Source organism: Lysobacter sp. Root667, from assembly GCF_001427715.1.
Taxonomy (GTDB): domain Bacteria; phylum Pseudomonadota; class Gammaproteobacteria; order Xanthomonadales; family Xanthomonadaceae; genus Lysobacter.
Genome location: NZ_LMHF01000012.1, coordinates 242,360 through 264,690 on the forward strand (window position 1 = coordinate 242,360; position 22,331 = coordinate 264,690).

Annotated in this window: 18 protein-coding genes and 1 pseudogene; 10 read left to right on the top strand and 9 right to left on the bottom strand. The window is 66.9% G+C overall.

Annotated features, from left to right (window positions below):
• The first annotated feature begins 143 nt into the window (after positions 1–143).
• Positions 144–554 (top strand): J domain-containing protein, encoded by a 411-nt coding sequence (locus ASD78_RS12480; RefSeq protein ID WP_055900045.1) that lies wholly within the window; start codon positions 144–146, stop codon positions 552–554.
• Between the two features lie 144 nt (positions 555–698).
• Positions 699–1,439: a hypothetical protein gene (locus ASD78_RS12485; RefSeq protein ID WP_156087735.1), complete on the top strand. Its 741-nt coding sequence runs from the start codon at positions 699–701 to the stop codon at positions 1,437–1,439.
• A gap of 34 nt (positions 1,440–1,473) precedes the next feature.
• Here the strand turns inward: ASD78_RS12485 and ASD78_RS12490 are convergent, their stop codons facing one another.
• Entirely contained in the window at positions 1,474–2,868 is a 1,395-nt protein-coding gene (locus ASD78_RS12490; protein ID WP_056101815.1) for a TIGR03013 family XrtA/PEP-CTERM system glycosyltransferase, read from the bottom strand.
• 364 nt (positions 2,869–3,232) lie between these two features.
• The gene (locus ASD78_RS12495; RefSeq protein ID WP_055900051.1) at positions 3,233–3,946 is read right to left on the bottom strand and encodes a hypothetical protein; all 714 of its coding nucleotides are present in this window, start codon (positions 3,944–3,946) and stop codon (positions 3,233–3,235) included.
• A 446-nt stretch (positions 3,947–4,392) separates the two neighbouring features.
• Between ASD78_RS12495 and ASD78_RS20755 the strand changes: the two genes are divergently transcribed.
• The 8 genes from ASD78_RS20755 (at position 4,393) to ASD78_RS12525 (ending at position 15,522) form a co-directional block, all read left to right on the top strand.
• Entirely contained in the window at positions 4,393–4,698 is a 306-nt protein-coding gene (locus ASD78_RS20755; RefSeq protein WP_156087736.1) for a hypothetical protein, read from the top strand.
• A complete protein-coding gene (gene hxsB, locus ASD78_RS12500; RefSeq protein ID WP_235566492.1) occupies positions 4,695–6,206 on the top strand; it encodes a His-Xaa-Ser system radical SAM maturase HxsB in 1,512 nt (503 codons plus the stop codon). Before ASD78_RS20755 ends, hxsB begins: the two co-directional genes overlap by 4 nt.
• Complete coding sequence (gene hxsC / locus ASD78_RS12505; RefSeq protein WP_056101818.1) at positions 6,206–7,402, top strand: His-Xaa-Ser system radical SAM maturase HxsC; 1,197 nt, start codon at positions 6,206–6,208, stop codon at positions 7,400–7,402. Before hxsB ends, hxsC begins: the two co-directional genes overlap by 1 nt.
• The gene (hxsA, locus tag ASD78_RS21545; RefSeq protein WP_082559524.1) at positions 7,387–8,175 is read left to right on the top strand and encodes a His-Xaa-Ser repeat protein HxsA; all 789 of its coding nucleotides are present in this window, start codon (positions 7,387–7,389) and stop codon (positions 8,173–8,175) included. Before hxsC ends, hxsA begins: the two co-directional genes overlap by 16 nt.
• Positions 8,176–8,341: 166 nt before the next feature.
• On the top strand, positions 8,342–8,623 hold the full coding sequence (locus ASD78_RS20085) for a hypothetical protein (protein ID WP_235565764.1): 282 nt from the start codon (positions 8,342–8,344) through the stop codon (positions 8,621–8,623).
• A 498-nt stretch (positions 8,624–9,121) separates the two neighbouring features.
• A complete protein-coding gene (gene mutS, locus ASD78_RS12515; protein ID WP_056101821.1) occupies positions 9,122–11,737 on the top strand; it encodes a DNA mismatch repair protein MutS in 2,616 nt (871 codons plus the stop codon).
• 466 nt (positions 11,738–12,203) lie between these two features.
• Complete coding sequence (gene katG / locus ASD78_RS12520; protein WP_056101824.1) at positions 12,204–14,384, top strand: catalase/peroxidase HPI; 2,181 nt, start codon at positions 12,204–12,206, stop codon at positions 14,382–14,384.
• Between the two features lie 511 nt (positions 14,385–14,895).
• Positions 14,896–15,522 carry a DUF937 domain-containing protein gene (locus ASD78_RS12525; protein WP_056101827.1) on the top strand — a complete coding sequence of 209 codons (627 nt, stop codon included), beginning with the start codon at positions 14,896–14,898 and terminating at the stop codon, positions 15,520–15,522.
• A 374-nt stretch (positions 15,523–15,896) separates the two neighbouring features.
• On the opposite strand, the gene ASD78_RS12530 is transcribed toward ASD78_RS12525, so the two are convergent.
• The 7 genes and pseudogenes from ASD78_RS12530 to ffh all read right to left on the bottom strand — a co-directional run bounded on the left by ASD78_RS12530 (position 15,897) and on the right by ffh (position 22,213).
• Complete coding sequence (locus tag ASD78_RS12530; protein WP_055900067.1) at positions 15,897–16,313, bottom strand: RNA-binding S4 domain-containing protein; 417 nt, start codon at positions 16,311–16,313, stop codon at positions 15,897–15,899.
• Positions 16,314–16,540: 227 nt separating this feature from the next.
• A complete protein-coding gene (rplS, locus tag ASD78_RS12535) occupies positions 16,541–16,933 on the bottom strand; it encodes a 50S ribosomal protein L19 (protein WP_055900070.1) in 393 nt (130 codons plus the stop codon).
• A 210-nt stretch (positions 16,934–17,143) separates the two neighbouring features.
• Positions 17,144–17,881 (bottom strand): annotated as a pseudogene (gene trmD / locus ASD78_RS12540) (tRNA (guanosine(37)-N1)-methyltransferase TrmD); the annotation flags it as partial.
• Positions 17,882–18,034: 153 nt separating this feature from the next.
• Positions 18,035–18,550, bottom strand: a complete 516-nt coding sequence (gene rimM, locus ASD78_RS12545) for a ribosome maturation factor RimM (protein WP_055900073.1) — start codon at positions 18,548–18,550, stop codon at positions 18,035–18,037.
• A gap of 54 nt (positions 18,551–18,604) precedes the next feature.
• The gene (gene rpsP / locus ASD78_RS12550; RefSeq protein WP_055900076.1) at positions 18,605–18,862 is read right to left on the bottom strand and encodes a 30S ribosomal protein S16; all 258 of its coding nucleotides are present in this window, start codon (positions 18,860–18,862) and stop codon (positions 18,605–18,607) included.
• 377 nt (positions 18,863–19,239) lie between these two features.
• Positions 19,240–20,139 (bottom strand): hypothetical protein, encoded by a 900-nt coding sequence (locus ASD78_RS12555; RefSeq protein WP_156087737.1) that lies wholly within the window; start codon positions 20,137–20,139, stop codon positions 19,240–19,242.
• 706 nt (positions 20,140–20,845) lie between these two features.
• Positions 20,846–22,213 carry a signal recognition particle protein gene (gene ffh / locus ASD78_RS12560; protein ID WP_056101833.1) on the bottom strand — a complete coding sequence of 456 codons (1,368 nt, stop codon included), beginning with the start codon at positions 22,211–22,213 and terminating at the stop codon, positions 20,846–20,848.
• Positions 22,214–22,331: the final 118 nt, after the last annotated feature.

A 22,331-nucleotide genomic window follows, 5' to 3' on the forward strand; every position in this document is an offset into this window, starting at 1 on the left:
TTCGGCACCCGGCAGGGTAAAGATCGCGCGTTGATGTCATGACAAACGGCGCAGGGGTGGTCATGCGGCCATGCACGAATTACAGGGAAAATTGCTTCCCCCGCCCGTTCCGCGCGCTACGATAGGGTCATGGGAGGTCCCCGATGAAAGCCGACCTGACATTGCTGTACTCCGAACTGGGGCTGAGGCCCAACTGCAGCTTCGAGGAGCTTCAGCTTGCCTATCGCCGGCGGATTTCCGAGCTGCACCCCAGCCGTCCCGGCGCGAAGCCGCCATCGCGGGAATCCGCGGACCTGTGCGATTTGATCGGCCTGTACACCACGGCCACCCGCTTCCATCGCCGCTACGGGCGCCTGCCCGGGGAAGCCCCGCACCGGATCGGAGGCGGCAGCCCATCGCACGCCGGCGTGTCGCGGACCTATGTCGCCTACAGCCAGCGCGCTTCCGACCAACCCCCGCCCGCGCCGGCGCGGATCGCATTGGTGCTGGCCGTCGCGCTCCTGATCGTCCTGTTCGGCCTGCTGGCGCTCGCCTCCGGGGAATGGCTGAGGTAGCAGCCCCGGGCCACACGTCCGCGACTGCCAGCATCCACCTGCACGGAAGCGCAGCTTGGCCCGCGATGTCCGCAGACCTGGCCTGGGCCCGTTCTTAATAGGCAGGCGCGAACCGGCGACCGCACCACAGGCGACAAATCAACGATGGACGCCAGGAAGATCCCACTCAACCCATGGGCCATCACCTGGCCCCTGTCCGTCGCGACTGTCTTGCTCGTGGCCGCCAACATGAGCATGCAGGCCTACCGGCTGATCGCGCACCAGGAGCATGTCGTCGGCCTGGCGATGATGAGCATGGATGGAGAAAACAACCTCCCGGCCTTGTTTTCGACCCTGCTGCTGTTCTGCGCTTCACTGCTGCTCGCCCTGATCGCCGTGCTGGAAAGGCGGCACGAGGGCATCGACGTGTCGAAGTGGGCGATTCTCGCCGCCGGTTTCATGCTGATGGCCATGGACGAGTCCCTGTCGTTCCACGAAAAGGCGATCGCGCCACTACGCGCGCTGCTGGGCGGCCAGCACCTTGGGATCTTCTTCTTTGCATGGGTGATTCCCGGCTTTGCGCTGGTCTTCTTCCTGGGTGCGTTCTTCCTGCGCTTTCTGTTGCGCCTGCCCCGCAGAACGGCGATCGCCTTCGTCGTTTCCGCCGCGATCTACCTTGGCGGCGCCTTGGGCGTCGAACTGATCGAGGGATGGTGGCGCGAGGCGCACGGGCACAAGAACCTCATCTATCACGTCCTGGTCAGCCTGGAAGAAGGCATGGAGATGGCGGGCGTCATCGCTTTCATCCATGCGCTGCTACGCTATGTCGCGGGACGTTTCGGCGAAGTGCGATTCGCTTTCGCCGGTACGCGGGACAAGCTGAGCGCATCCGAGCCTGCGAAATAAGCCATGAAACAAACGCCGTCGCGCAGCGGCGGCGTCAGCGCGAACCGCGGCGGAACAGAACCACCTCGACCGTCTGCAACAGGATCAACAGGTCGAACACTAGGCCGTGGTTCTTCACGTAGAACAGATCGAAGGTCAGCTTCTCTTCGGCATCGCGCACCGAGGCGCCGTAGGGATAGCGCAGTTGCGCCCAGCCGGTCAGGCCCGGTTTCACGCAATGGCGGACGTTGTAGTAGCGCACTTCCTGGCTGAGCATCTCGACGAACTGCGGCCGTTCGGGCCGTGGACCGACGAAGCTCATCTCCCCGAGCAGGATGTTGAACAACTGGGGAAGCTCATCCAGACGCGACAGGCGGATGATCCGTCCGACCCGGGTGGTGCGATCGTCGTTCTGGGTAGCCCACCTCGCCACGCCATCGGATTCGGCGTCCACGCGCATGCTGCGGAACTTGATCAGCTCGAACGTGCGTCCGTTCTCGCCGATGCGCGTCTGCCGGTACAGGACCGGACCGCGCGACTCCAGCGTGATGCATGCCGCGACCAGCAGCATGAAGGGCCAGGCGACCAGCAACAGGGCGCACGCCGCGGCCAGGTCGAAGAACCGCTTGTTGAGGCGACGCGGCATCGAGTGGTCGAAGCCGCCCGAGAACGCGAGCCATGACGGGTCCGCCACGTTCAGCTTCACCATGCCGGCCTCGCGCTCGAAGAACGTCGACAGATCGGTTACGGTGACTCCGCGCTGCGCGCAGGTCAGCATTTCCTCCATCGGCAGCGCGCCGCGCCGCTCGTCGGGCGCAACGACGATCTCGTAGACGTGCAGCCACTCGGCGATTTCGGACAGGGCGAAATCCGTACTGAGCAGCAGTTGCTCGGGCACCTGTACGGCTTGCCCCGGAACCGGCACGAAGCCCACCACCACGAAGGACCTCCGGTCGCATCCCCGCCGCAGGCGAGTGTTGATGAGATCGGCGTTCTTGCCCGCACCGAACACCAACACCCGGCGCCTGAACACATCCGTCTTGAACACCCGCTCGACGATCAGGCGCAGCGCCGTCACCGCGACGAGACCGATCGCCAGCGCCATCGCCAGCACGCCGCGGCCGATATAGGCGGCGGGCGCCAGGTAGTACAGCACCAGCAACGCGATACCGCCGAATGCGAAGGACAGCAACAGCCGGATGAAGAACTCCATCCGGCTGTGGCGCACATGCACCTGGTACAGGCCGAAGGCCACCATAGACACGGTGATGAAGGCGGCGAACACGAACGCGCGTACCGGCGCCCACTGGAAGAAGGTGAACAAACCCTGCGAGGTATCCAGAAAGCGCAGCCATGCCGCCACCATGACCGACAGGATCAGCAGCCAGGTCTCGCCCAGCCAAAGCAGCAGCAATGCGCGGTTTTTGCGACTGGCCAGTGCGATGCTCATGGCGCCACCCGCCTCTCGTGCAATGCACGCGACGACGGGTGCCCCCGGTTCGATTTCCGCGCTGGACTAGGATCGAAGCGAAGGCACGCTACCGGGTGATCCTTCATGACGCTTTACCTGCCGATGCGTAGCCCTCACTCCTGGCTACCCCGTTTCCGGGCAAAGGACGCTCGCTCTCCAAACGGGCTGGCTCAACCAGAGCAACGACAGAATCGCGGCGCTCCGGCCGTCGAATGCGGTCGGATCGCCGATCGGACGCAGCGGCCCGTGAATCATTCAGTTGCAGACGGGGCGCAGCTAGGTGCTCGTGTGGGAAACATCCGGCGCACCCGCAATGGCAACGGCCAGCGTGCGCCGTGGGGCGTCAACGGGCCGACGATCGCCTATCCCAGGGGCGGCTTGCGGCATCGTGGCCGGGGCCGTATTCGAGCTTCAGCCAGGCACCGCTGGAACGATCGTAGAGGGCCACGATGGTCAACGGCATGCCCGGGCCATAGCGATCGAGGTAGGCCGTGGCCTGTGCGTCGATCCGCAGGCGCTGGCCGTCGCCTTCGACGGTGGCGACCCGGTCGAGATGGAGCCGGGCCGACGGTTTGCGATGCTCCCGGGCCAGATCCGCGGTTACCAGGGCCTCAAGTTGCTGGACCAGGATCGGGGCGTTGGGAATGTCGCGCTCTCCCGCCGCGACGCGGTCGATGCTGACATCGGGATAGCTCAATCTGCGCAGGCGAGCGTCGTACAGCAAGCCGAATCGAAAACCGATCCAGTCCTGCCTGCCCACGATCTGGGCGTCGCCGGTACCGCTGATCGCACGTTCATTGGCATTGATCGTGCGGACATCGACGACATCCAGTCGCAGGTCCACGGCGCGACCGCCAAGCCTCGCCGATATCGCCTCGATCAGGGGACCGGCGATCGAGTCGCGGATGGCGTCGATATTGTGGGTCGTAGCGGATCCAGCCATCGCACGCGACGATGCGTCCGCCAGGACCGCCCCTTGCGATGCCGGCTGCGCAGCCGCATTGCCGCCGGCCCAGGAGCAGGCCAGCAGCACGGCGGCTTGAAGTTTCTGGCGCATGACGTCAAGAACAACGCGGTCCCGGGATGGTTTCGGACCGCAGGGCACTGGAGGAGCAACACGAATGGCGGCGGCGCCTTTGGCTGTGAGCCTTGAGAAAACGGCACGCATGGCGGATGGCTCTGCTGGCTGCGCCGACCAGACTTTCCCAGCTTGCCCGCATCGGCAGGAATCAAACCATACGCATACGTATGTATTATGCAGTGCAGCGGATCAGGGCTTTCGACGAAAACGATGCCCCTGCGCGCCCAATCGACGGCCCTCCGAACTGATCGATGCGTCCCGGTGGCCGTCGAAGCCCGGCCAAGAGTTGGAGTGCGATCGAGGGCGCCCCATTCATCCGCCGGGATGTTCCCCACGGGCACGTCCTTGCCGGGCCTGGCTTGCATGGCAGGCAATTCCAGGTGCACGATGCCCCTGACCAAGCCTGGGGGAGGCTGGTGGCAATGGATGCCATACATATTATGGTTGATGTGGGCGTGTTTTCGCCCGATGTGATCGCGCGCGCCGCACATCGACACACCGGTGATTGCTTCGTCGACTTGGCGCTGTCCGCAGCGTCAAGCCATGTGGTGTTGACGCCCAAGCATGCAGACGTAGATACGACCCGGCTAGCATCGCGCTTCAACAACGATCTACTCGACGAACGGTTGCGCGACCTGATTCGCGGAGAAACCGCCGATCTTCAAACGGCACTGGTGCAAGCTGCGCTACGCGAGGCCACGCCACGCGATCCAAAGGCAGTGCCATGAGGTTCGCTCAGCGCTCTGACTTCAATAGCGCCTCCAGCTACCGGCTGCTGCCGATGCGCTTTCGTCGCTTGCCTTGGGATGAGACCCAAGTCTTGGTGACCTCACTGGCCGGCGATTGGCTCGTCATACCACGGTCCGACTTGGACCGGGTCGTGGGCGGCGAGCTACAGCAGGACGAAGCTCTCTTCGCGTCGATGGAGGCACGCCACCTCATCCTGGCTGATCCAGCGCGTTCCACGCTGGCGCCCTTGTTGTCCCAATATCGGACCCGCAAGGCCTATCTCCAAGCCGGACCGGCTCTACACATCTTCGTGGTGTCCTTGCGCTGCCATCACACCTGTTCCTACTGCCAGGTGTCGCGGCGCCCCACATCGGAAACCACCTTCGATATGAGCGGCGCCGCGGGCCGCCATGCGGTGGAACGACTGTTCGAGTGGCCATCCGACAAACTCACCGTCGAGTTTCAGGGCGGCGAGCCGTTGCTGCATTTCGATCGCGTGCGCTCGCTCACCGAAGCCATCGTCGATCGCAACCGATCGAAAGGCCGATCGTTGCGCTTCGTCATCGCGTCGACCCTGCACGACTTGACCGACGACCAATTGGCTTTCATGCGGGAGCACCGTTTTCAGCTGTCCACTTCGCTGGACGGCCCCGAGTGGCTGCACAATGCCAATCGACCGCGACCGGAGCGAGACAGCTATCAGCGCACAATAGAAGGCATCGAGCGTGGACGGCGGGCGTTGGGCGAGGATGCGGTGTCGGCCCTGACGACACTGACCGCACGCAGCCTCACCGCACCACGCGAGATCATCGATGAATACCGTAAACACGGGCTGCATTCGATCTTTCTGCGGCCGCTCAGCCCCTACGGCTTCGCCCGCAAGACCCAAGCGCGCCAGGGCTATCCGATCGCCGAGTTCCTGAAGTTCTACGTCGTCGCGTTGGACCACATCCTAAGCGTCAACCACGATGGCTTTGAGCTCGAAGAGGCTTATGCCAGCTTGCTGCTGTCCCAGTTGCTGACGCCCTTCTCCCACGGCTATGTGGACCTGCGCTCCCCCACAGGCGCCGGCCTGGGCACGGTCGTCTATGACTACGACGGTCAGGTCTACCCCTCGGACGAAGCACGCATGCTGGCTGCCATGGGCGACCACAGTTTCGCCATGGGTCGGGTCGACGAACCGGTCGCCCAATGGCTTCAGTCGCCGGCCATGCAGCAGGTGCTGGCCGCCGGGATCGCCGAGGCCCTGCCTACCTGTGCCGACTGCGCGTATGTGCCGCTGTGCGGCGCCGATCCCATCGACCACTACGCCCGACAGGGCGATTCGGTCGGGCACCGGCCGACCAGCGACTTCTGCGCGAAACAGATGGGCATGTTCGACTTGCTCTTGCAGCGATGGCAGGACAGCTCGCCGGCCGACCGAGCCGTGTTTGAGGCTTGGGCCATACGGCGACCCGGCGCAGCTCCTGCTATCGCTCCGGACGCTTCTTTGGAGGTGGCCGCCTGATGCTGCCCTTGGACGCCAAGGCCCGCTGGAGCCCGGAGTGGCAGGAGCCCACTCTGCTCAAAGTCGCGGGACTGCGCGAGTTCGCTGCGGGCGAATTCCCGCTGAAGCGGATGCTGCTGGACCTGCGCACTCCGGAGACTGCCGGTGCTGCCTCGCTGCTGGACCTGCCTTGGGCCGGCGTGCTCGTCGGCGCCGATGGCCCTCCGCCTGTTGGACATCGAGAGGTCGCGCTCCTGGGCGACCCAGCCACTGTCCGCCCGGGCGATGTGGTCGAGCTTCGTCCAGGCAGTTCCAAAATCGCCGTGCGCTACCGTCGGGGCGACAACGGCAATGTCCTGTTTGCGACCGAGCGGTGCAACAGCTTCTGCCTGATGTGCTCCCAGCCGCCTCGTGAGATCGACGACGGCTGGCGCGTGGAGCAGTTGTGCGACCTGGCGGGATTGATCGACAAGGACGAACCTTCCATTGCCATCAGTGGTGGCGAGCCCACGCTTCTGGGCGCCGGCCTCGAACGGGTCATCCGGCGCTGCGCCGAGATGCTGCCCGACACGCACATCCATGTCCTCTCCAACGGCCGCCGTTTCGAGGATCAGGCCTACGCGAACACCTTCACCGACGCCCACCCCTCGCTGACTTGGGGCGTGCCGCTGTATGGCGATCACCACCGCTTGCACGACTACATTGTCCAGAGCCCAGGTGCCTTCGCCCAGACCGTGCGCGGGCTCTATGCCCTTCATGCTGCCGGGCAACGGGTCGAGGTGCGGGTGGTGCTCACCAAGCCGGTGGCAGAACGGCTGCCGGAATTGGCGCGCTATCTCTACCGCAACCTGCCTTTTGTTGAACATGTGGCGCTGATGGGCACGGAGCCCATTGGCTTCGCTAAAGCCCATCGCGAGGCGTTGTGGATCGATCCCGTGGATCTTGCGCCGGCGTTGCTGGAAGCCGCGCAGTTCCTGGATCGGCGCGGCATGGCGGTATCCCTCTACAACCTGCCGCTATGCACTCTGCCCGCCGATCTGTGGCCATTCGCTCGGCGCAGCATCTCCGACTGGAAACAACACTACCTGCCGGCGTGCGAGGGCTGCGCGCTGAAAGACCGATGTGGCGGCTTTTTCGGCTGGATCACCCCCGAGTGGACCAGCCGCGCCATCGCCCCAGTTACCGCTAAGGACGATTTCTCATGCGCAAGGCACTGACCCTGGCCGGTGGCGCGCTGTCGGCGCTGCATGGCTCCTTCCAGGACACCGAAGGCCAGGCGGGCAAGCAGTCCGCATTGATGGCGCTTGCACAAGAAGACGCGAACTACACCACTACGCTGGTGGCGCCTCTTAACGCGGATATCGACAATCTCTACGCGGGGCACCGGTCTCACAGCTCGCATCGCTCGCACAGCTCCCATAGTTCCCACAGCTCGCACTACTCGGGCAGCGGCGGTTCCTATCGTGCGCCGGCCTCCACCTACACCCCGCCCGCTCCCAGTTCCTATGTTGCGCCCACGTCGAGCCCCTATGTCGCACCGGCGGCTCCCGTGCGCTCGACACCGCGCACCAGGAAAGCACCTACCCGACGGCTCCCTTCGCCACGGACCTATGCGCCGCTGAATGTCGACGCATACGATCCACCGACGGCGGATGCCGCCTCAACCCATCCTTCCGCCGGCCATGGGACCGACACCACACCCGCGCCCAGCTCATCGCCGCAGAACGGCTGGATGCGCTGGGCCGATCGCAACCGCTCAACGCCCGCGACGGGGTCCACCAGAGCCAACGCGGATCAGCTTCGCCTCATGATCATGCGCGTGCAGGCTGCGCTTTACGCCAAGGGCTACGACCCCGGGGCCATCGACGGTGTGCTGGGTGTGCGCACGGTCTCGGCCCTGCAGCAGTTTCAGGAAGCCTATGGCCTGGTGCCAACAGGTCAGATGACGACGGAAACACTCAACGCGCTGGGGGTGGCGTTGGTTCGGTGATCTTGCTTCATAGGTCCGCCGATCAAGTCAGAGCAATGGGTGTTCCCAGCATTGTCGTTACCGCACGCACCTAGCCGTCCTGAAAGCCCAATCAGTAAATCAACTCAACCCAAGGAAGTATCTTCGAGCACCCTGCTCCAGAAAACGACCTGTCGTATGACTACTCATGGACGGCACTGAAAGGCGACGACCCTCGCCTCACAGGCAACCCCGATTCCGCTCTGCTGAGGCGGCGAGAGGGCTACGAGGTGCTCGCTTCATCAACCGGTTCGCCGAAGCGCAGAAATGGAAGCAGAAAAGAAGTGGCCTGAAGCTCGAATGGCTCATCCATGACTATTTCCCGTCGGACGTTCGCAGCCGCGCCAAAGTCCGCGACTGGTTGATCAAGAACTGGAAGACCTACGACGCGGCATGGGATCAAAAGGTAGCTCGGAGCGATGTGCCCTGAGCTTTTGGTAAACAGGCCTACTGACCTTCCAAGCCGCGATCAGTATCCATCCAGCGATGGATCGTCGGTTTCTCGTGTCTTAGCCCGTAGACCCCGGGCTCTATAGCGGTGGATTGCCCTTATGGGCCCTGAGACACTGGGGCATGCATCCGCTGTTGGTTCGATTACGGCCACCCCGAACCCCGCGGGGACGTCCCGGTGACTGTCAAAGATCACATAGCGCTTCTGCTCCGTATTCGGGGCAAAATTAACGATCTTGCCCGTGGCGCCGACGACCGGGATGCGGCTGAACGAGAGCTGTTCCTTGATCATGATGGGCGTGAGTGCCACCTTCCTGGACGGCCTACCTTCCATATGTAGCTCCAAGGCCCGCCTTGCTGGCTGGACGTTGGCGCACCGCGGCACACTGGCGTTACAGGCCGGTGTGTCCATCTGCCCTCACTTGTCCAAATTTGTCCATACTCCGCTGAGCTCAAGAGCCATAAATCATTGAATCAAATGCATAAAGTCCAAAAGCCCAGCACTGGAAAGAGCTCCGAAGAGCACACGCCGTTGATGCGCCAGTTCTTCGCCGCCAAGTCCGAGCACCCGGACGTGCTGCTGTTCTTCCGCATGGGCGACTTCTACGAACTGTTCTACGACGACGCCCGCAAGGCGGCGCGGCTGCTCGACATTACCCTGACCCAACGCGGCAATTCGGCCGGCCAGCCGATTCCGATGGCGGGCGTGCCGCACCATGCGGCCGAGGGCTATCTGGCGCGCCTGGTCGCACTGGGCGAGTCGGTCGCGATCTGCGAACAGATCGGCGACCCGGCCCTGGCCAAGGGCATCGTCGAGCGCAAGGTGGTGCGCATCGTCACCCCGGGCACGGTTACCGACGAGGCCCTGCTGCACGAACGCCGCGACACCCTGCTGCTGACCATCGCGCGCGGCAAGCACGGCTACGGCGTGGCCTGGGCCGATCTGGCCGGCGGCCGTTTCCTGGTCAACGAAGTCGCCAGCGAAGACGCGCTCGAAGCCGAACTCGCGCGCCTGGAACCGGCCGAGACCCTGATCGCCGACGAGGACGGCTGGGCGCCGTTCGTGTCCGAACGCAACGGCCTGCGCCGGCGCGCGCCGTGGCTGTTCGACGTCGACAGCGGCCGCCGCCAGCTGCTGCGTTTCTTCGGCCTGCACGACCTCAGCGGTTTCGGCCTCGAAGACCGTCCGCTCGCGATCGCCGCCGCCGCTGCCCTGCTGGGCTATGTCGAAGAAACCCAGAAGCAGCGCCTGCCGCACCTGACCTCGATCGCGGTCGAATCCGGCGACGGCGCGATCGCGATGAACGCCGCGACCCGCCGCCACCTCGAACTCGACAGCCGCGTCGACGGCGACAGCCGCACCACCCTGCTCGGCGTGCTCGACAGCACGGTCACGCCGATGGGCGGGCGTTTGCTGCGGCGCTGGCTGCACCGTCCGCTGCGCGACCGCCCCACCCTGCGCCTGCGCCACCAGGCGGTCGCGACCCTGATCGACTCGCGCGCCGGCGACGGCGTACGCGAACGCTTCCGCGCGCTCGGCGATCTGGAACGCATCCTCTCGCGCATCGCCCTGCGCAGCGCGCGCCCGCGCGACCTGTCGACCCTGCGCGACGGCCTGTGCCTGCTGCCCGACGTGCGCGCCCTGCTGGCGCCGCTGGACGCGCCGTTGTTGAGCGAACTGTCCGCCGAACTGGGCGAACACGCCGAGCACGCGCAGCTGCTGACCCAGGCGATCGTGACCCAGCCGCCAGTGCTGGCGCGCGACGGCGGCGTGTTCGCGACCGGCTTCGATGCCGAACTCGACGAGTTGCGCACGCTGTCGACCAACGCCGATCAGTTCCTGGTCGACCTGGAAGCGCGCGAACGCATCGCCAGCGGCATCCCCACTCTCAAGGTCGGCTACAACCGCGTCCACGGCTACTACCTGGAAGTCAGCAAGGCCCAGGCCGAGAAGGCGCCCACCCATTACACCCGCCGTCAGACCCTGAGCAACGCCGAGCGCTACATCACCGAGGAGCTTAAGCAGTTCGAGGACAAGGTGCTGTCGGCGCGCGAACGCTCGCTCAGCCGCGAACGCCTGCTCTACGAACAATTGCTGGACACGCTCAACGAACGTCTGGCGCCGCTCAAGCGCTGCGCCGCGGCGCTGGCCGAGCTCGACGTGCTGTGCGGTTTCGCCGAGCGCGCACAGGCGCTGGACTGGTCGCCGCCGGAACTGCGCGACGAGCCCGGCCTGCGCATCGAACGCGGCCGTCATCCGGTGGTCGAGGCGGTGCGCAGCGAGCCCTTCGAACCCAACGATCTGATCCTGGACGAAGCCAACGGCCGCCGCATGCTGGTCATCACCGGTCCCAACATGGGCGGTAAATCGACCTACATGCGCCAGAACGCGCTGATCGTGCTGCTCGCGCATATCGGCAGTTTCGTGCCGGCCACGCGCGCGATCCTCGGCCCGATCGATCGCATCCTGACCCGCATCGGCGCCGGCGACGATCTGGCGCGCGGGCAATCGACCTTCATGGTCGAGATGAGCGAGACCAGCTACATCCTGCACCACGCCAGCGACCAGTCGCTGGTGCTGATGGACGAGATCGGCCGCGGCACCTCGACCTACGACGGCCTGGCCCTGGCCGAGGCCTGCGCGCGCCACCTTGCCCAGCACAACCGCGCCTACACCCTGTTCGCGACCCACTACTTCGAACTCACCGCGCTCGCCGAGCCCGGCAGCGGCATCGCCAACGTGCACCTGGACGCGGTCGAACATCACGACAAGAACGGCGGCGAGCAACTGGTGTTCATGCACGCGGTCAAGGACGGCCCGGCCGACCGCAGCTTCGGCCTGCAGGTCGCCGCGCTCGCGGGCCTGCCCAAGTCGGTGGTCAAGCAGGCACGCGGACGCCTGATCGAACTCGAGCAGCAGGGCCGCGACACGCCGATGCCTTCCTTCGCCCAGGCCGCGCTCGACCAGCCGCAGCAGTTCGGCCTGTTCGCGCCGTCCTCGGCGGCGCTGGACGCGCTGGCCGCAGTGGACCCGGACGAGCTGACGCCCAAGCAGGCCCTGGAAGCGCTGTACCGGATCAAGGCGCTGACCTGATCCCTCGGACCGAGGCCGCCTGCGGGCGGCCCGGCCGGCTGGCGAACATTTAGATCGGGCCCGGCCCGCAGCGATCACGGCGGCGTAAGACCGCCGTGCCCAAACTGCGCGCGCGGTTCTGAGCGAGCCGCCGCGACCCGCTCCATAGCCTCGCCCTATCAGATAGGTCGAAAGGATCGATTTCACATGGCGATCGGCCCGGCCTATCGTCGGTGGGCGACTTAACCCCTGACACGGAGTGCCAGCCCATGAGCCAGCAGGACGACGACAAGCCGAGCCGATTCGCGGCTCCCGACCACCGCCACGGCGCGACCGCCGCGCCGCTTCAGCACGATCGCCGGGTCGTAAAGCTGGTGCCCCACTAAGTACCGATCCGAGCCGGCCCAGCCTCGGGCCCGTTCGGATATCCCCCGTACTCCTCATCGCACCGGGTCGTTGGATCCACACCGTCTAAGGCAGAAAACCCATGTCAAACGAAGCGAAATGCCCGTTCAACCACACCGCCGGCGGCGGCACCTCGAACCGGGACTGGTGGCCGCACCAGGTCAACCTGAAGATCCTGCACCAGCAATCGCCCGTGTCCGATCCCATGGACCCGGATTTCGACTACGCCGAGGCCTTCAAGAGCCTCGACCTGGCCGCCGTGAAGCGCGACCTGACCGCGTTGATGACCGACTCGCAGGAATGGTGGCCGGCCGACTTCGGCCACTACGGCCCCTTGTTCATCCGCATGGCCTGGCATAGCGCCGGCACCTATCGCATCGCCGACGGCCGCGGCGGCGCCGGCGCCGGTCAGCAGCGCTTCGCACCGCTCAACAGCTGGCCGGACAACGGCAACCTCGACAAGGCGCGCCGCCTGCTGTGGCCGATCAAGCGCAAGTACGGCAACAAGATCTCCTGGGCCGACCTGATGATCCTCACCGGCAACGTCGCGCTGGAATCGATGGGCTTCAAGACCTTCGGTTTCGCCGGCGGCCGCGCCGACGTGTGGGAGCCGGAAGAAGACGTGTACTGGGGCGCCGAAACCGCCTGGCTGGGCGACAAGCGCTACAGCGGCGACCGCGAGCTCGAAAATCCGCTGGGCGCCGTGCAGATGGGCCTGATCTACGTCAATCCGCAGGGCCCGAACGGCAACCCGGACCCGGTCGCGGCGGCCAGGGACATCCGCGAAACCTTCGCGCGCATGGCGATGAACGACGAGGAAACCGTCGCCCTGATCGCCGGCGGCCACACCTTCGGCAAGACCCACGGCGCCGGCCCCGAGTCGCACGTCGGACGCGAGCCCGAAGGCGGCGATATCGAGCAGCAAGGCCTGGGCTGGCGCAGCAGCTTCAACAGCGGCATCGCCGGCGACGCGATCACCAGCGGCCTGGAAGTCACCTGGTCCAACACGCCGACCCGATGGGGCCACTACTTCTTCGAAAGCCTGTTCGGCCACGAATGGGAACTGAGCAAGAGCCCGGCCGGCGCGCACCAGTGGGTCGCCAAGAACGGCGCCGACGACGCGATTCCGGACGCGTTCGACCCGAACAAGCGGCATAAGCCGACCATGCTGACCACGGACCTGTCGCTGCGCTTCGACCCGGCTTACGAAAAGATCTCGCGGCGCTTCCTGGAGAACCCGGATCAGCTCGCCGACGCGTTCGCACGCGCCTGGTTCAAGCTGACCCACCGCGACATGGGCCCGCGCGCCCGTTACCTGGGCCCGGAAGTTCCCGCCGAAGAGCTGATCTGGCAGGACCCGGTTCCCGCCGTGGATCACGCCCTGATCGATGAGCAGGACATCGCCGCGCTCAAGGCCAAGATCCTGGCCACCGGCCTGCCGATCTCGCAGCTGGTGTCGACCGCATGGGCGTCGGCATCGACCTTCCGCGGTTCGGACAAGCGCGGCGGCGCCAACGGCGCGCGCATCCGCTTGGCCCCGCAGAAGGATTGGGAAGCCAATCAGCCCGCGCAGCTGGCCAAGGTGCTGGCGGCGCTGGAGCAGATCCGCAACGACTTCAACGCCGCGCAGACCGGCGGCAAGAAGGTGTCGCTGGCGGACCTGATCGTGCTGGCCGGCGCCGCCGGCGTCGAGCAGGCCGCAAAGAACGCCGGCCATCCGGTCAAGGTGCCCTTCAGCCCGGGCCGCACGGACGCATCGCAGGCGCAGACCGATGAGCATTCCTTCGCCGTGCTCGAACCGCTCGCCGACGGCTTCCGCAACTACCTCAAGGGCAAGTTCGCGGTGTCGACCGAAGCCCTGCTGGTGGACAAGGCGCAGCTGCTGACTTTGACCGCGCCGGAAATGACGGTGCTGGTCGGCGGCCTGCGCGTGCTGAACACCAACGTCGGGCAGACCCGGCACGGCGTGTTCACCAAGCGCGCCGACACCCTGAGCAACGACTTCTTCGTGAACCTGCTCGACATGAGCACGCAGTGGAAGACGGCCTCGGATACCGACAAGGAGACCTTCGAAGGGCGCGACCGCAAGACCGGCGAACTCAAGTGGACCGCCACCCGCGCCGACCTGATCTTCGGCTCGCATTCGCAGTTGCGCGCGCTGGCCGAGGTCTATGCAAGCTCGGACGCCGGGGAGAAGTTCGTCAAGGACTTCGTCGCGGCCTGGGACAAGGTGATGAACCTCGATCGATTCGCCGCGGCGTGATCCTCGCCCGCTGATCAATGCCGGTGTGCCCCACGCACCGGCCTACCCTGTAACTCCCGTGTGACAACGACTGGCCCGGCGAGCGATCGCCGGGTCTTTTTTTGTTAACGGCGCGCTGCGATCAGTCGCTCGCGTCCTGCGCGCACGGCGCCGACGCCGCCGACCACAGCGCCAGCGGCTGCGCCGCCTAGCCTTCCCCGTCGTCCTGCAATGCCAGGCCGCCGACAGGGCTTGCAGGGCGGCGATCCATCGCGGCCGCGCGCGGCAGTAGCCCGGTCTCAGCGACGATCTCCAGACGGCGTGCTGGTGTCTCGGGCCGCTCGAACCGATGGAGCGGACGAACGGCCCGGTCGCCTGCGCGCAAGCGCGAAGGCGGCGCTGCGCATACCGCTTTTGTATGCCGCGCGCGCTGACCGCATGTGCCGGCACCGGACGAGCGGCGCCGCGGCGTCACCACGGTCGGGCGAAACGGCGCTAGGATCGGCTTCCACTGCCCAAAGGACACTCCCCCATGAGCTCATTGACCGACGACCTCCTCCACCAACTCCAGGGTCAGCCGCTGGAACAGATGAGCAGCCAGCTCGGCCTGTCGCAGTCGCAGACCGCCGGCGCGGTGTCGGCGGCGCTGCCGCTCCTGCTGGGCGCGCTCGGCCGCAACGCCAGCCAGCCGCAGGGCGCCGAGGCGCTGTTCGGCGCCCTGCAGCGCGACCATGCCGGCGCCGCCGGCGGTCTCGATATCGGCAGCGTGCTGGGTGCGGTGCTCGGCGGCGGCGGCGGCCGTCAGGCCGACGGTGCCGGCATCCTGGGTCACATCTTCGGCGGCCGTCAGGAAACCGCGGCCCAGGGCCTGGGTCAGGCCACCGGCCTCGGCGGCAGCCAGGCCAACACCCTGCTCAAGATCCTCGCCCCGATCGTGCTGTCGTATCTGGCCCAGCGCATGTTCTCCGGCGGCGGTCAGGCCGCGGCCTCGCCGCAGGCGCTGGGCGACGTGCTCGGCCAGGAACACCAGCGCATTCAGCAGGACAGCAGCGCCGGCGGGCTGCTCGGCTCGGTGCTGGACCAGGACGGCGACGGCCAGCTCGGTCTGGGCGATCTGCTCAAGATCGGCGGCGGCCTGCTGGGCGGCGGCAATCGCTGAGCTTCAGCCGATCAATCGATGCCACTGCGGCCGCGTTTCGACGCGGCCGCAGTCGTTTTGGGGTTCGATCGGATACCGATCGCGGCTTACGCCGCTCCCACAGGGGTGAGTCCGTCGGTATCGGTTCGCGGCTTACGCCGSYCCTACCCAAAGCMGGGGCGGCTCGTSGCTTTCTGTGGGAGCGGCGTGAGCCGCGATTGCGCAAGCGCGGTAACGGCGAAAGCCGGCAAGCGGGACATCGCTCGATCGCATCGGAATCACAATCGGCCCGAATGGCGACCTGGCACCGATCGCGGCTTACGCCGCTCCTACCCAAAGCAGGGGCGGCTCGTSGCTGWCTGTGGGGCGAGCCGGTCGCAACCGGCCCGCCCGCGCTACAACGCGTCGATATCGCCCAGCGCGCGGATCAAACGCCGCGCGCGTTTGTCGGGTTTGGTCTCCGGCGCGCGGTAGCCGTTGCGTTCGGCCATGCGCAGCGCGCGTGCGGCCTCGCGCGCGGCGCGCGAAGCCTCGGTTTCGGCGTACAGGGTCTGGGCCACGCTGGCCGGGCCGCGGGTATCGCTGAGCGCGAGCACGCCGATTTCGAACTGTTCCTCGCCACGCGTGATGCGCAACGCGTCGCCGACGCGCACCGCGCGCGCGGCCTTGGCGCGTTGGCCGCCGATGTCGACCTTGCCGGTCTCGACCGCGCTGCGGGCCAGGCTGCGGGTCTTGTAGAAACGCGCTGCCCACAGCCACAGGTCCAGGCGAACGCTGGCGGATGCGGCGGCCGTGTCGGCGGAAGTCGGCATTGCGGTGGATGCTTTCATCGGGTCTCGCGCGTTGGGCGCTCGCTCCTGCGTTGGGGGCGCTGGGGCACAGGAAGGCCGCGCCCATGGCTAACGTAGGACCGCGATTGCGGAATCACAAGCGGGCGCGGCGGCTCGCTGCCGCGCATCGCAAACGCGGCGTCGCAAACGAAAACGGCCGCCTCGCGGCGGCCGTTTCTTGCGCTGCGCGCAGTGCGCGCGACGCGGAATTACTCGGCGGCGTTCTTGGCGCGCGCATAGGCGGCCAGGTCTTCCTTGATGCGCGCCTTCTTGCCTTCCAGGCCACGCAGGTAGTACAGCTTGCCGGAGCGGACCTTACCGCGGCGCTTGACTTCGACCGAGTCGATGATCGAGCTGTGGGTCTGGAAAACGCGCTCGACGCCGAAGCCGTGCGAGATCTTGCGCACGGTGAACGAGGAGTTCAGGCCGCCGTTCTTCTTCGCGATGACCACGCCTTCGTAGGCCTGGACGCGTTCACGGTTGCCTTCCTTGACCTTCACGTTGACGACGATGGTGTCGCCGGGGCCGAAGTCCGGCAGCTGGCGCTGGACCTGTTCGGCTTCGAAATTCTGCAGCAGGGTATTGAGCGAGGGCTTGTTCATGGCACGGCCTGTTGGATTAGTTGTTGCGCGAGTGCACGTGGACCCGCGTCATGGCATGGATGGAGCAAAATGAAGCCGTGCATTATAACGGCGTTTTTCGTTGCGTGGCTAGGGCTTAGCCGCTTCAGTCGGGGCCGCGTCGGCCGGGGCCGCCGGGCCCGAGCCGCCGGCCTCGCCCCGATCCGGCCCCGTCCCGACGGTGGCCTTGGCCGCCCTTTCGGCGCGATATGCGGCCAACAGGGCGCGATCGTCCTTGGATAGGCCGGCTTCGTCGAGCAAATCGGGGCGCCGCTCGGAGGTCCGGCCCAGCGCCTGCTGGCGCCGCCAGCGCGCGATCCGGGCATGGTTGCCGGACATCAGCACTTCCGGGACCGGGCCCAGCTCGTGCTCGACCGGGCGGGTGTAGTGCGGGCAGTCGAGCAGGCCGTCGTCCTCGAAACTGTCCTGGACCGCGGATTCGGCGTCGTTGAGCACGCCCTCGCGCAGGCGCGCGACCGCATCCACCACCACCGCCGCGGCCAGTTCGCCGCCGGACAGGACGTAGTCGCCGATCGACAGTTCCTCGTCGACTTCGGCCCGGATCAGGCGCTCGTCCACGCCCTCGTAGCGGCCGCAGAGCAGGATCAGGCGCTCGGATTGCGCCAGCTCGCGGACCTTGGCCTGGGTCAGGCGCGCGCCCTGCGGGCTGAGGTAGATCACCCGCGCCGGCGCCGGGTCCGCCGCGCGCGCGGCGCGCAGGCTGGCGCGCAGCGGGTCGATCAGCATCACCATGCCGGGGCCGCCGCCGAACGGGCGGTCGTCGACGCGGCGGTAATTGCCCTCGGCGTAGTCGCGCGGGTTCCAGCCGTGCAGCGACAGCAGGCCGCGCTCGCCGGCGCGCCCGACCACGCCGAAGGCGGCGCACTGGGCGACGAATTCGGGGAACAGGCTGACGATATCGATGCGCATGGGCAGCAGTGGGCGGCGAAGAGTAAGTGGCGAGCGTAAAGGTACGGCCGATTGGGCTGAATTCGGCTGAATTCGGCGGAACGGCCCGGAGCCGGTCTGCGAACGAATGTAGAGACCGGAAGCTTCTGCTCGCTTCCCGCTCCCCGATTCGCTCTAGAACTCAGGATCCCAGTCGACCGTAACCAGTCCGGCCTCGAAGTCGACCGACACCACGTATTGCGGGATCACGAACGGAATCATGCGCTCGCGCTCGTCGTCGCGCGCGACCAGCACGTCGTTGGCGCCGGTGGCGAACAGATGCGACACAGTGCCCAGGTCGACGCCGTCGACCGTGGCCACGCGCAGGCCTTCCAGGTCGACCCAGTAGTACTCGCCCTCGCTGGGCGGCGGCAGCGCCGAACGCGGGACGTAGATTTCGGTGCCGCGCAAAGCTTCGACCGCGTCGCGGTCGGCGACATCGGGGAAGCTGGCGATCAGGTATTTGCCGCTTTCGCGGCCACGCACGCCCGACAGTTCGCGCTCGCGGCCCTGCGGGTCGCGCACGATCCAGGGCTGGTAGCGGAAGATGGCGCTGCGCGGCTCGGTCCAGGACTCGAGCTTGAGCTCGCCGCGCACGCCGAAGGCGCTCAGCACCCTGCCCAGCAGGATGCGGCGCGTGGTCTCGGTCATCTTGATGCGGCCGTGAGGCGGTCGCCGCGCGCGCGGGGCGCGCGGCGAAACGGCTTAGGCGGCCGGAGCGGCCTTGCCGGCCTGCTTGTACAGAGCGGCGACCTTGTCGGTCAGCTGAGCGCCCTGGCTCACCCAATGCTTGACGCGCTCGAGGTCGAGCTCGACGCGCTTTTCGTTGCCCATCGCGACCGGGTTGTAGAAGCCCAGGCGTTCGATGTTGCGACCGTCGCGCGCGCTGCGGCTGTCGGTGACGATGATGTGGTAGAACGGACGCTTCTTGGCGCCGCCACGAGTCAGGCGAATCTTGACCATCTTTACAGTTCCTGTGTTGCCCAGTCGCCGGATTGGCGAGGTAAGCCGGAAATTGTAGCGGATCCGAGAGCTTAGGCAAACTCCGGGCCGGCTGGCCCCTTGCCCAGGCGCCTCCAGGCGGGCTCCGGACGCCTCGATCGGCGGTTTGGGGCCTCCTTGCCGGCCTCAACGCCCCCTTTCGACTCCTGTCGCCCGGTCTTTCCGGGCCTGAATGGGCTCGCCCGTCCTCGGACCCCATCGAAAGCCGATCCGGCGCCGGCGCCTTCGTCTGCCCCCCAACAGCGGGGACGGCGGGCCTTCCCTGGCCCACCGCCCTGCCCTTGCCGCGGCCCTCCCTGGCCGGCCCCGCCTTCCTGGCAGGGCTCATCCGAAGCCGATCAGGCGCGGTAGCGGATCGTGCCGCGGACCGCCTCGGCGGCGCCGTCGCAGTGCTGCACGAAGTCGGCATGCAGCGCGGTGATGACGCCGTCCGGGTCGTACTCGACCGCCAGGATCTGCAGCGTGCCGCTGCTGACCCGCAAGCAGGGACGGCTGGGCCGTTCGAACACGAACACGGCGCTGCCGGCCGGCGCGGCGTCGCCGATGGGATAGGTGCCGACCTGCAAGATCTGTCCGTAAGGCGCGAACAGGCTGGCCCGCCAGTAGTCGCGCTGGCCGTGCACGTTGAGCATCGCCGACTGCCCGCCGCCCCAGAGTTCGAACACCGAGGTATCGCCGTAGTAGGACTTCTGCAGGCCCTCGCCGACCACGTCGCCGGGGTCGCTGTCGATCTTCAGCGACAGCGGCGCGACGTTGTGGCGGATCACTGCGGCCAGCACCGGTGCGCTGGCGCTGTCGCAGTGCTGCAGCACCGTCGCCTCCAACGCGACCACGCGCTCGTCCGCGTCCAGCTGCAACTGCTGGATGTGGATCTCGCCCCAGGCGTCGTCGCAACGGCGGCCGTTGCTGGCCAGATAGACATAGGGCGCGCGACCGGTGCGGCGGGTCGGGTTTTCGGCGTCGTAGTAACGCCCGACCTCGAACTTGCGCTCGCGCGGCGCGCCCAGCGAGACGTACCAGCTGTCGTCGCCGCGCGACACGCTGAGGCGGATCGAACGCGCGTCGGCATCCAGCGACAGGGTCGAGTCGGTGTCGGTGTAGACCGCCGCCTGGCCTTCGCCGATCGGATCGCCGGGCTGGCTGTAAGTGGAGAACACCGTCGCCGCCTGCGCGGGCGCGGCGAGGAAGCCCGCGAATGCGAGGGCGGCGGCAATGGCTTGCGTGTGGAACTTCGTCATGGGCTCGTTCACTCCTTGAGGGCGGCCGGCAAGCCCCGGAATGGGGCGGCTCGGCCTATGGCGAATGCACCGGCGCGACTGCGGCGGCGACGAGTCGCTGCGGACTCTGCGTTGCGATGCGGTCCTGCATCGCGCTGCCGAAACAGGATCGGCTTCCGGCGTCTCCCTCGACGAGACGGCGCACGCCGCCTATCGGGCGACGCGCGGTGTGCGCAATCGCAGCGGGAGATACGGGTGTGGTGTACCTATGCGGACGAGGCGGTGTCGGGGTGGCGATGCGGTTGGGATTCGGCTTGTATCGGATCGCGGCTTACGCCGCTCCCACAGGAGGCGGTGGCGTGGCCGCAGCCAAAATCCGACCTATGTCGAATCGAATCCGACCTGTATCGAATCGGCTTGTGTCGATTCCATTGGCGCCGCCATTGCGGCGATCGCGCGGGCCAGGCCCACGTAGATGTCGGCGCGCGACCTGCATCGGGTCGCGGCTTACGCCGCTCCTACCCCGAAGCGGGCGGGCGCCGCTTTCTGTGGGAGCGGCGTGAGCCGCGATCGCGCTGATGCAACTACGACGAGCGCTGCGACGACGAGCGCTGCGATGAGCGGCGACCGACGCGCGCGCTTCATGGGCAGCAAAACCTTCCGGCGGACAAACGAAAACGGCGGCCACCGGCCGCCGTTTCGTCGTGATGCCGCGCCGCCGAAGCGATCAGCGGAACGGCATGCCGCCGCGTCCGCCCATCATGCCCTTCATGCCGCGCATCAAGCCCTTCATGCCGCCGCCGGAGAGCTTGCTCATCATCTTTTCCATCTGCTGGAACTGCTTCATGAGCTTGTTGACGTCGGCCGGGGTCATGCCCGAGCCCTTGGCGATGCGGGCGCGGCGCGAGCCGTTGAGCAGCGCCGGATTGCGGCGCTCCTTCTTGGTCATCGAGTTGATGATCGCGACCATGCGCGGCACTTCCTTGCCGGTGACCTGGTTCTTGACCGCGTCCGGGATCTGGCCCATGCCCGGCAGCTTATCCATGAGCCCGTGCAGGCCGCCCATGTTCTGCATCTGCTCGAGCTGGTCCTTCATGTCGTTGAGGTCGAACTTCTTGCCCTTGGCGACCTTCTCGGCGAGCTTCTGCGCCTTGTCCTTGTCGACCTGCTGCTCGACCTGCTCGACCAACGACAGCACGTCGCCCATGTCGAGGATGCGACTGGCGACGCGATCGGGATGAAACACGTCCAGGCCGTCGGGCTTCTCGCCGACGCCGATGAACTTGATCGGGCGGCCGGTGACGTAGCGCACCGACAGCGCGGCGCCGCCGCGCGCGTCGCCGTCGGTCTTGGTCAGGACCACGCCGGTCAGCGGCAGCGCGTCGCTGAAGTGCTTGGCGGTGACCGCGGCGTCCTGGCCGGTCATCGAGTCGACCACGAACAGGGTCTCGACCGGCGCGACCGCGGCGTGCAGCGCCTTGATCTCGGCCATCATCGCGTCGTCGATGCTGGTGCGGCCGGCGGTGTCGACGATCAGCACGTCGGCGTAGGACTTGCGCGCGTCGTCGATCGCGGCGCGCACGATAACTTCGGGCTTCTGGTCGGCGCTGGACGGGAAGAACAGCACGTCGACCTGTTCGGCCAAGGTCTTGAGCTGCTCGATCGCGGCCGGGCGGTAGACGTCGGCCGACACCACCATGACCTTCTTCTTGCGGCGTTCCTTGAGGTGCTTGGCGAGCTTGGCGACGGTGGTGGTCTTGCCCGCGCCCTGCAGGCCGGCCATCAGGATCACCGCCGGCGCCGGCACGTTGAGGTTGAGATCGGAGGCCTGCGAGCCCATGACCGCGGTCAACTCGTCGCGCACGACCTTGATCAGGGCCTGGCCCGGGGTCAGCGACTTCAGCACTTCCTGGCCGACCGCACGCACCTTGATGCGCTCGATCAGGGCCTGCACCACCGGCAGGGCGACGTCGGCCTCGAGCAGGGCGATGCGGACCTCACGGGTGGCTTCGCGGATGTTCTCCTCGCTCAGACGGCCGCGGCCGCGCAGGCGCTCGATGGTGCCAGACAGGCGTTGGGTCAGGGATTCGAACATGGGTGAGGCACCTGCGGGCTGGACGCGGCGGGCCGGAGCGCGGCGCGCCTGGGGGAACGGTCGGGGCCGCGAAGTATAGCCGGGCCGGCGCGGCGCGGCCGCGTGGACGATGGCCGCT

Coding starts and splice junctions, on each gene's coding strand:
- ASD78_RS12480 (WP_055900045.1), top strand. CDS start 144: ATGAAAGCCGACCTGACATTGCTGTACTCCGAACTGGGGCTGAGGCCC.
- ASD78_RS12485 (WP_156087735.1), top strand. CDS start 699: ATGGACGCCAGGAAGATCCCACTCAACCCATGGGCCATCACCTGGCCC.
- ASD78_RS12490 (WP_056101815.1), bottom strand. CDS start 2,868: ATGAGCATCGCACTGGCCAGTCGCAAAAACCGCGCATTGCTGCTGCTT.
- ASD78_RS12495 (WP_055900051.1), bottom strand. CDS start 3,946: ATGCGCCAGAAACTTCAAGCCGCCGTGCTGCTGGCCTGCTCCTGGGCC.
- ASD78_RS20755 (WP_156087736.1), top strand. CDS start 4,393: ATGGATGCCATACATATTATGGTTGATGTGGGCGTGTTTTCGCCCGAT.
- hxsB (WP_235566492.1), top strand. CDS start 4,695: ATGAGGTTCGCTCAGCGCTCTGACTTCAATAGCGCCTCCAGCTACCGG.
- hxsC (WP_056101818.1), top strand. CDS start 6,206: ATGCTGCCCTTGGACGCCAAGGCCCGCTGGAGCCCGGAGTGGCAGGAG.
- hxsA (WP_082559524.1), top strand. CDS start 7,387: ATGCGCAAGGCACTGACCCTGGCCGGTGGCGCGCTGTCGGCGCTGCAT.
- ASD78_RS20085 (WP_235565764.1), top strand. CDS start 8,342: ATGGACGGCACTGAAAGGCGACGACCCTCGCCTCACAGGCAACCCCGA.
- mutS (WP_056101821.1), top strand. CDS start 9,122: ATGCATAAAGTCCAAAAGCCCAGCACTGGAAAGAGCTCCGAAGAGCAC.
- katG (WP_056101824.1), top strand. CDS start 12,204: ATGTCAAACGAAGCGAAATGCCCGTTCAACCACACCGCCGGCGGCGGC.
- ASD78_RS12525 (WP_056101827.1), top strand. CDS start 14,896: ATGAGCTCATTGACCGACGACCTCCTCCACCAACTCCAGGGTCAGCCG.
- ASD78_RS12530 (WP_055900067.1), bottom strand. CDS start 16,313: ATGCCGACTTCCGCCGACACGGCCGCCGCATCCGCCAGCGTTCGCCTG.
- rplS (WP_055900070.1), bottom strand. CDS start 16,933: ATGAACAAGCCCTCGCTCAATACCCTGCTGCAGAATTTCGAAGCCGAA.
- rimM (WP_055900073.1), bottom strand. CDS start 18,550: ATGACCGAGACCACGCGCCGCATCCTGCTGGGCAGGGTGCTGAGCGCC.
- rpsP (WP_055900076.1), bottom strand. CDS start 18,862: ATGGTCAAGATTCGCCTGACTCGTGGCGGCGCCAAGAAGCGTCCGTTC.
- ASD78_RS12555 (WP_156087737.1), bottom strand. CDS start 20,139: ATGACGAAGTTCCACACGCAAGCCATTGCCGCCGCCCTCGCATTCGCG.
- ffh (WP_056101833.1), bottom strand. CDS start 22,213: ATGTTCGAATCCCTGACCCAACGCCTGTCTGGCACCATCGAGCGCCTG.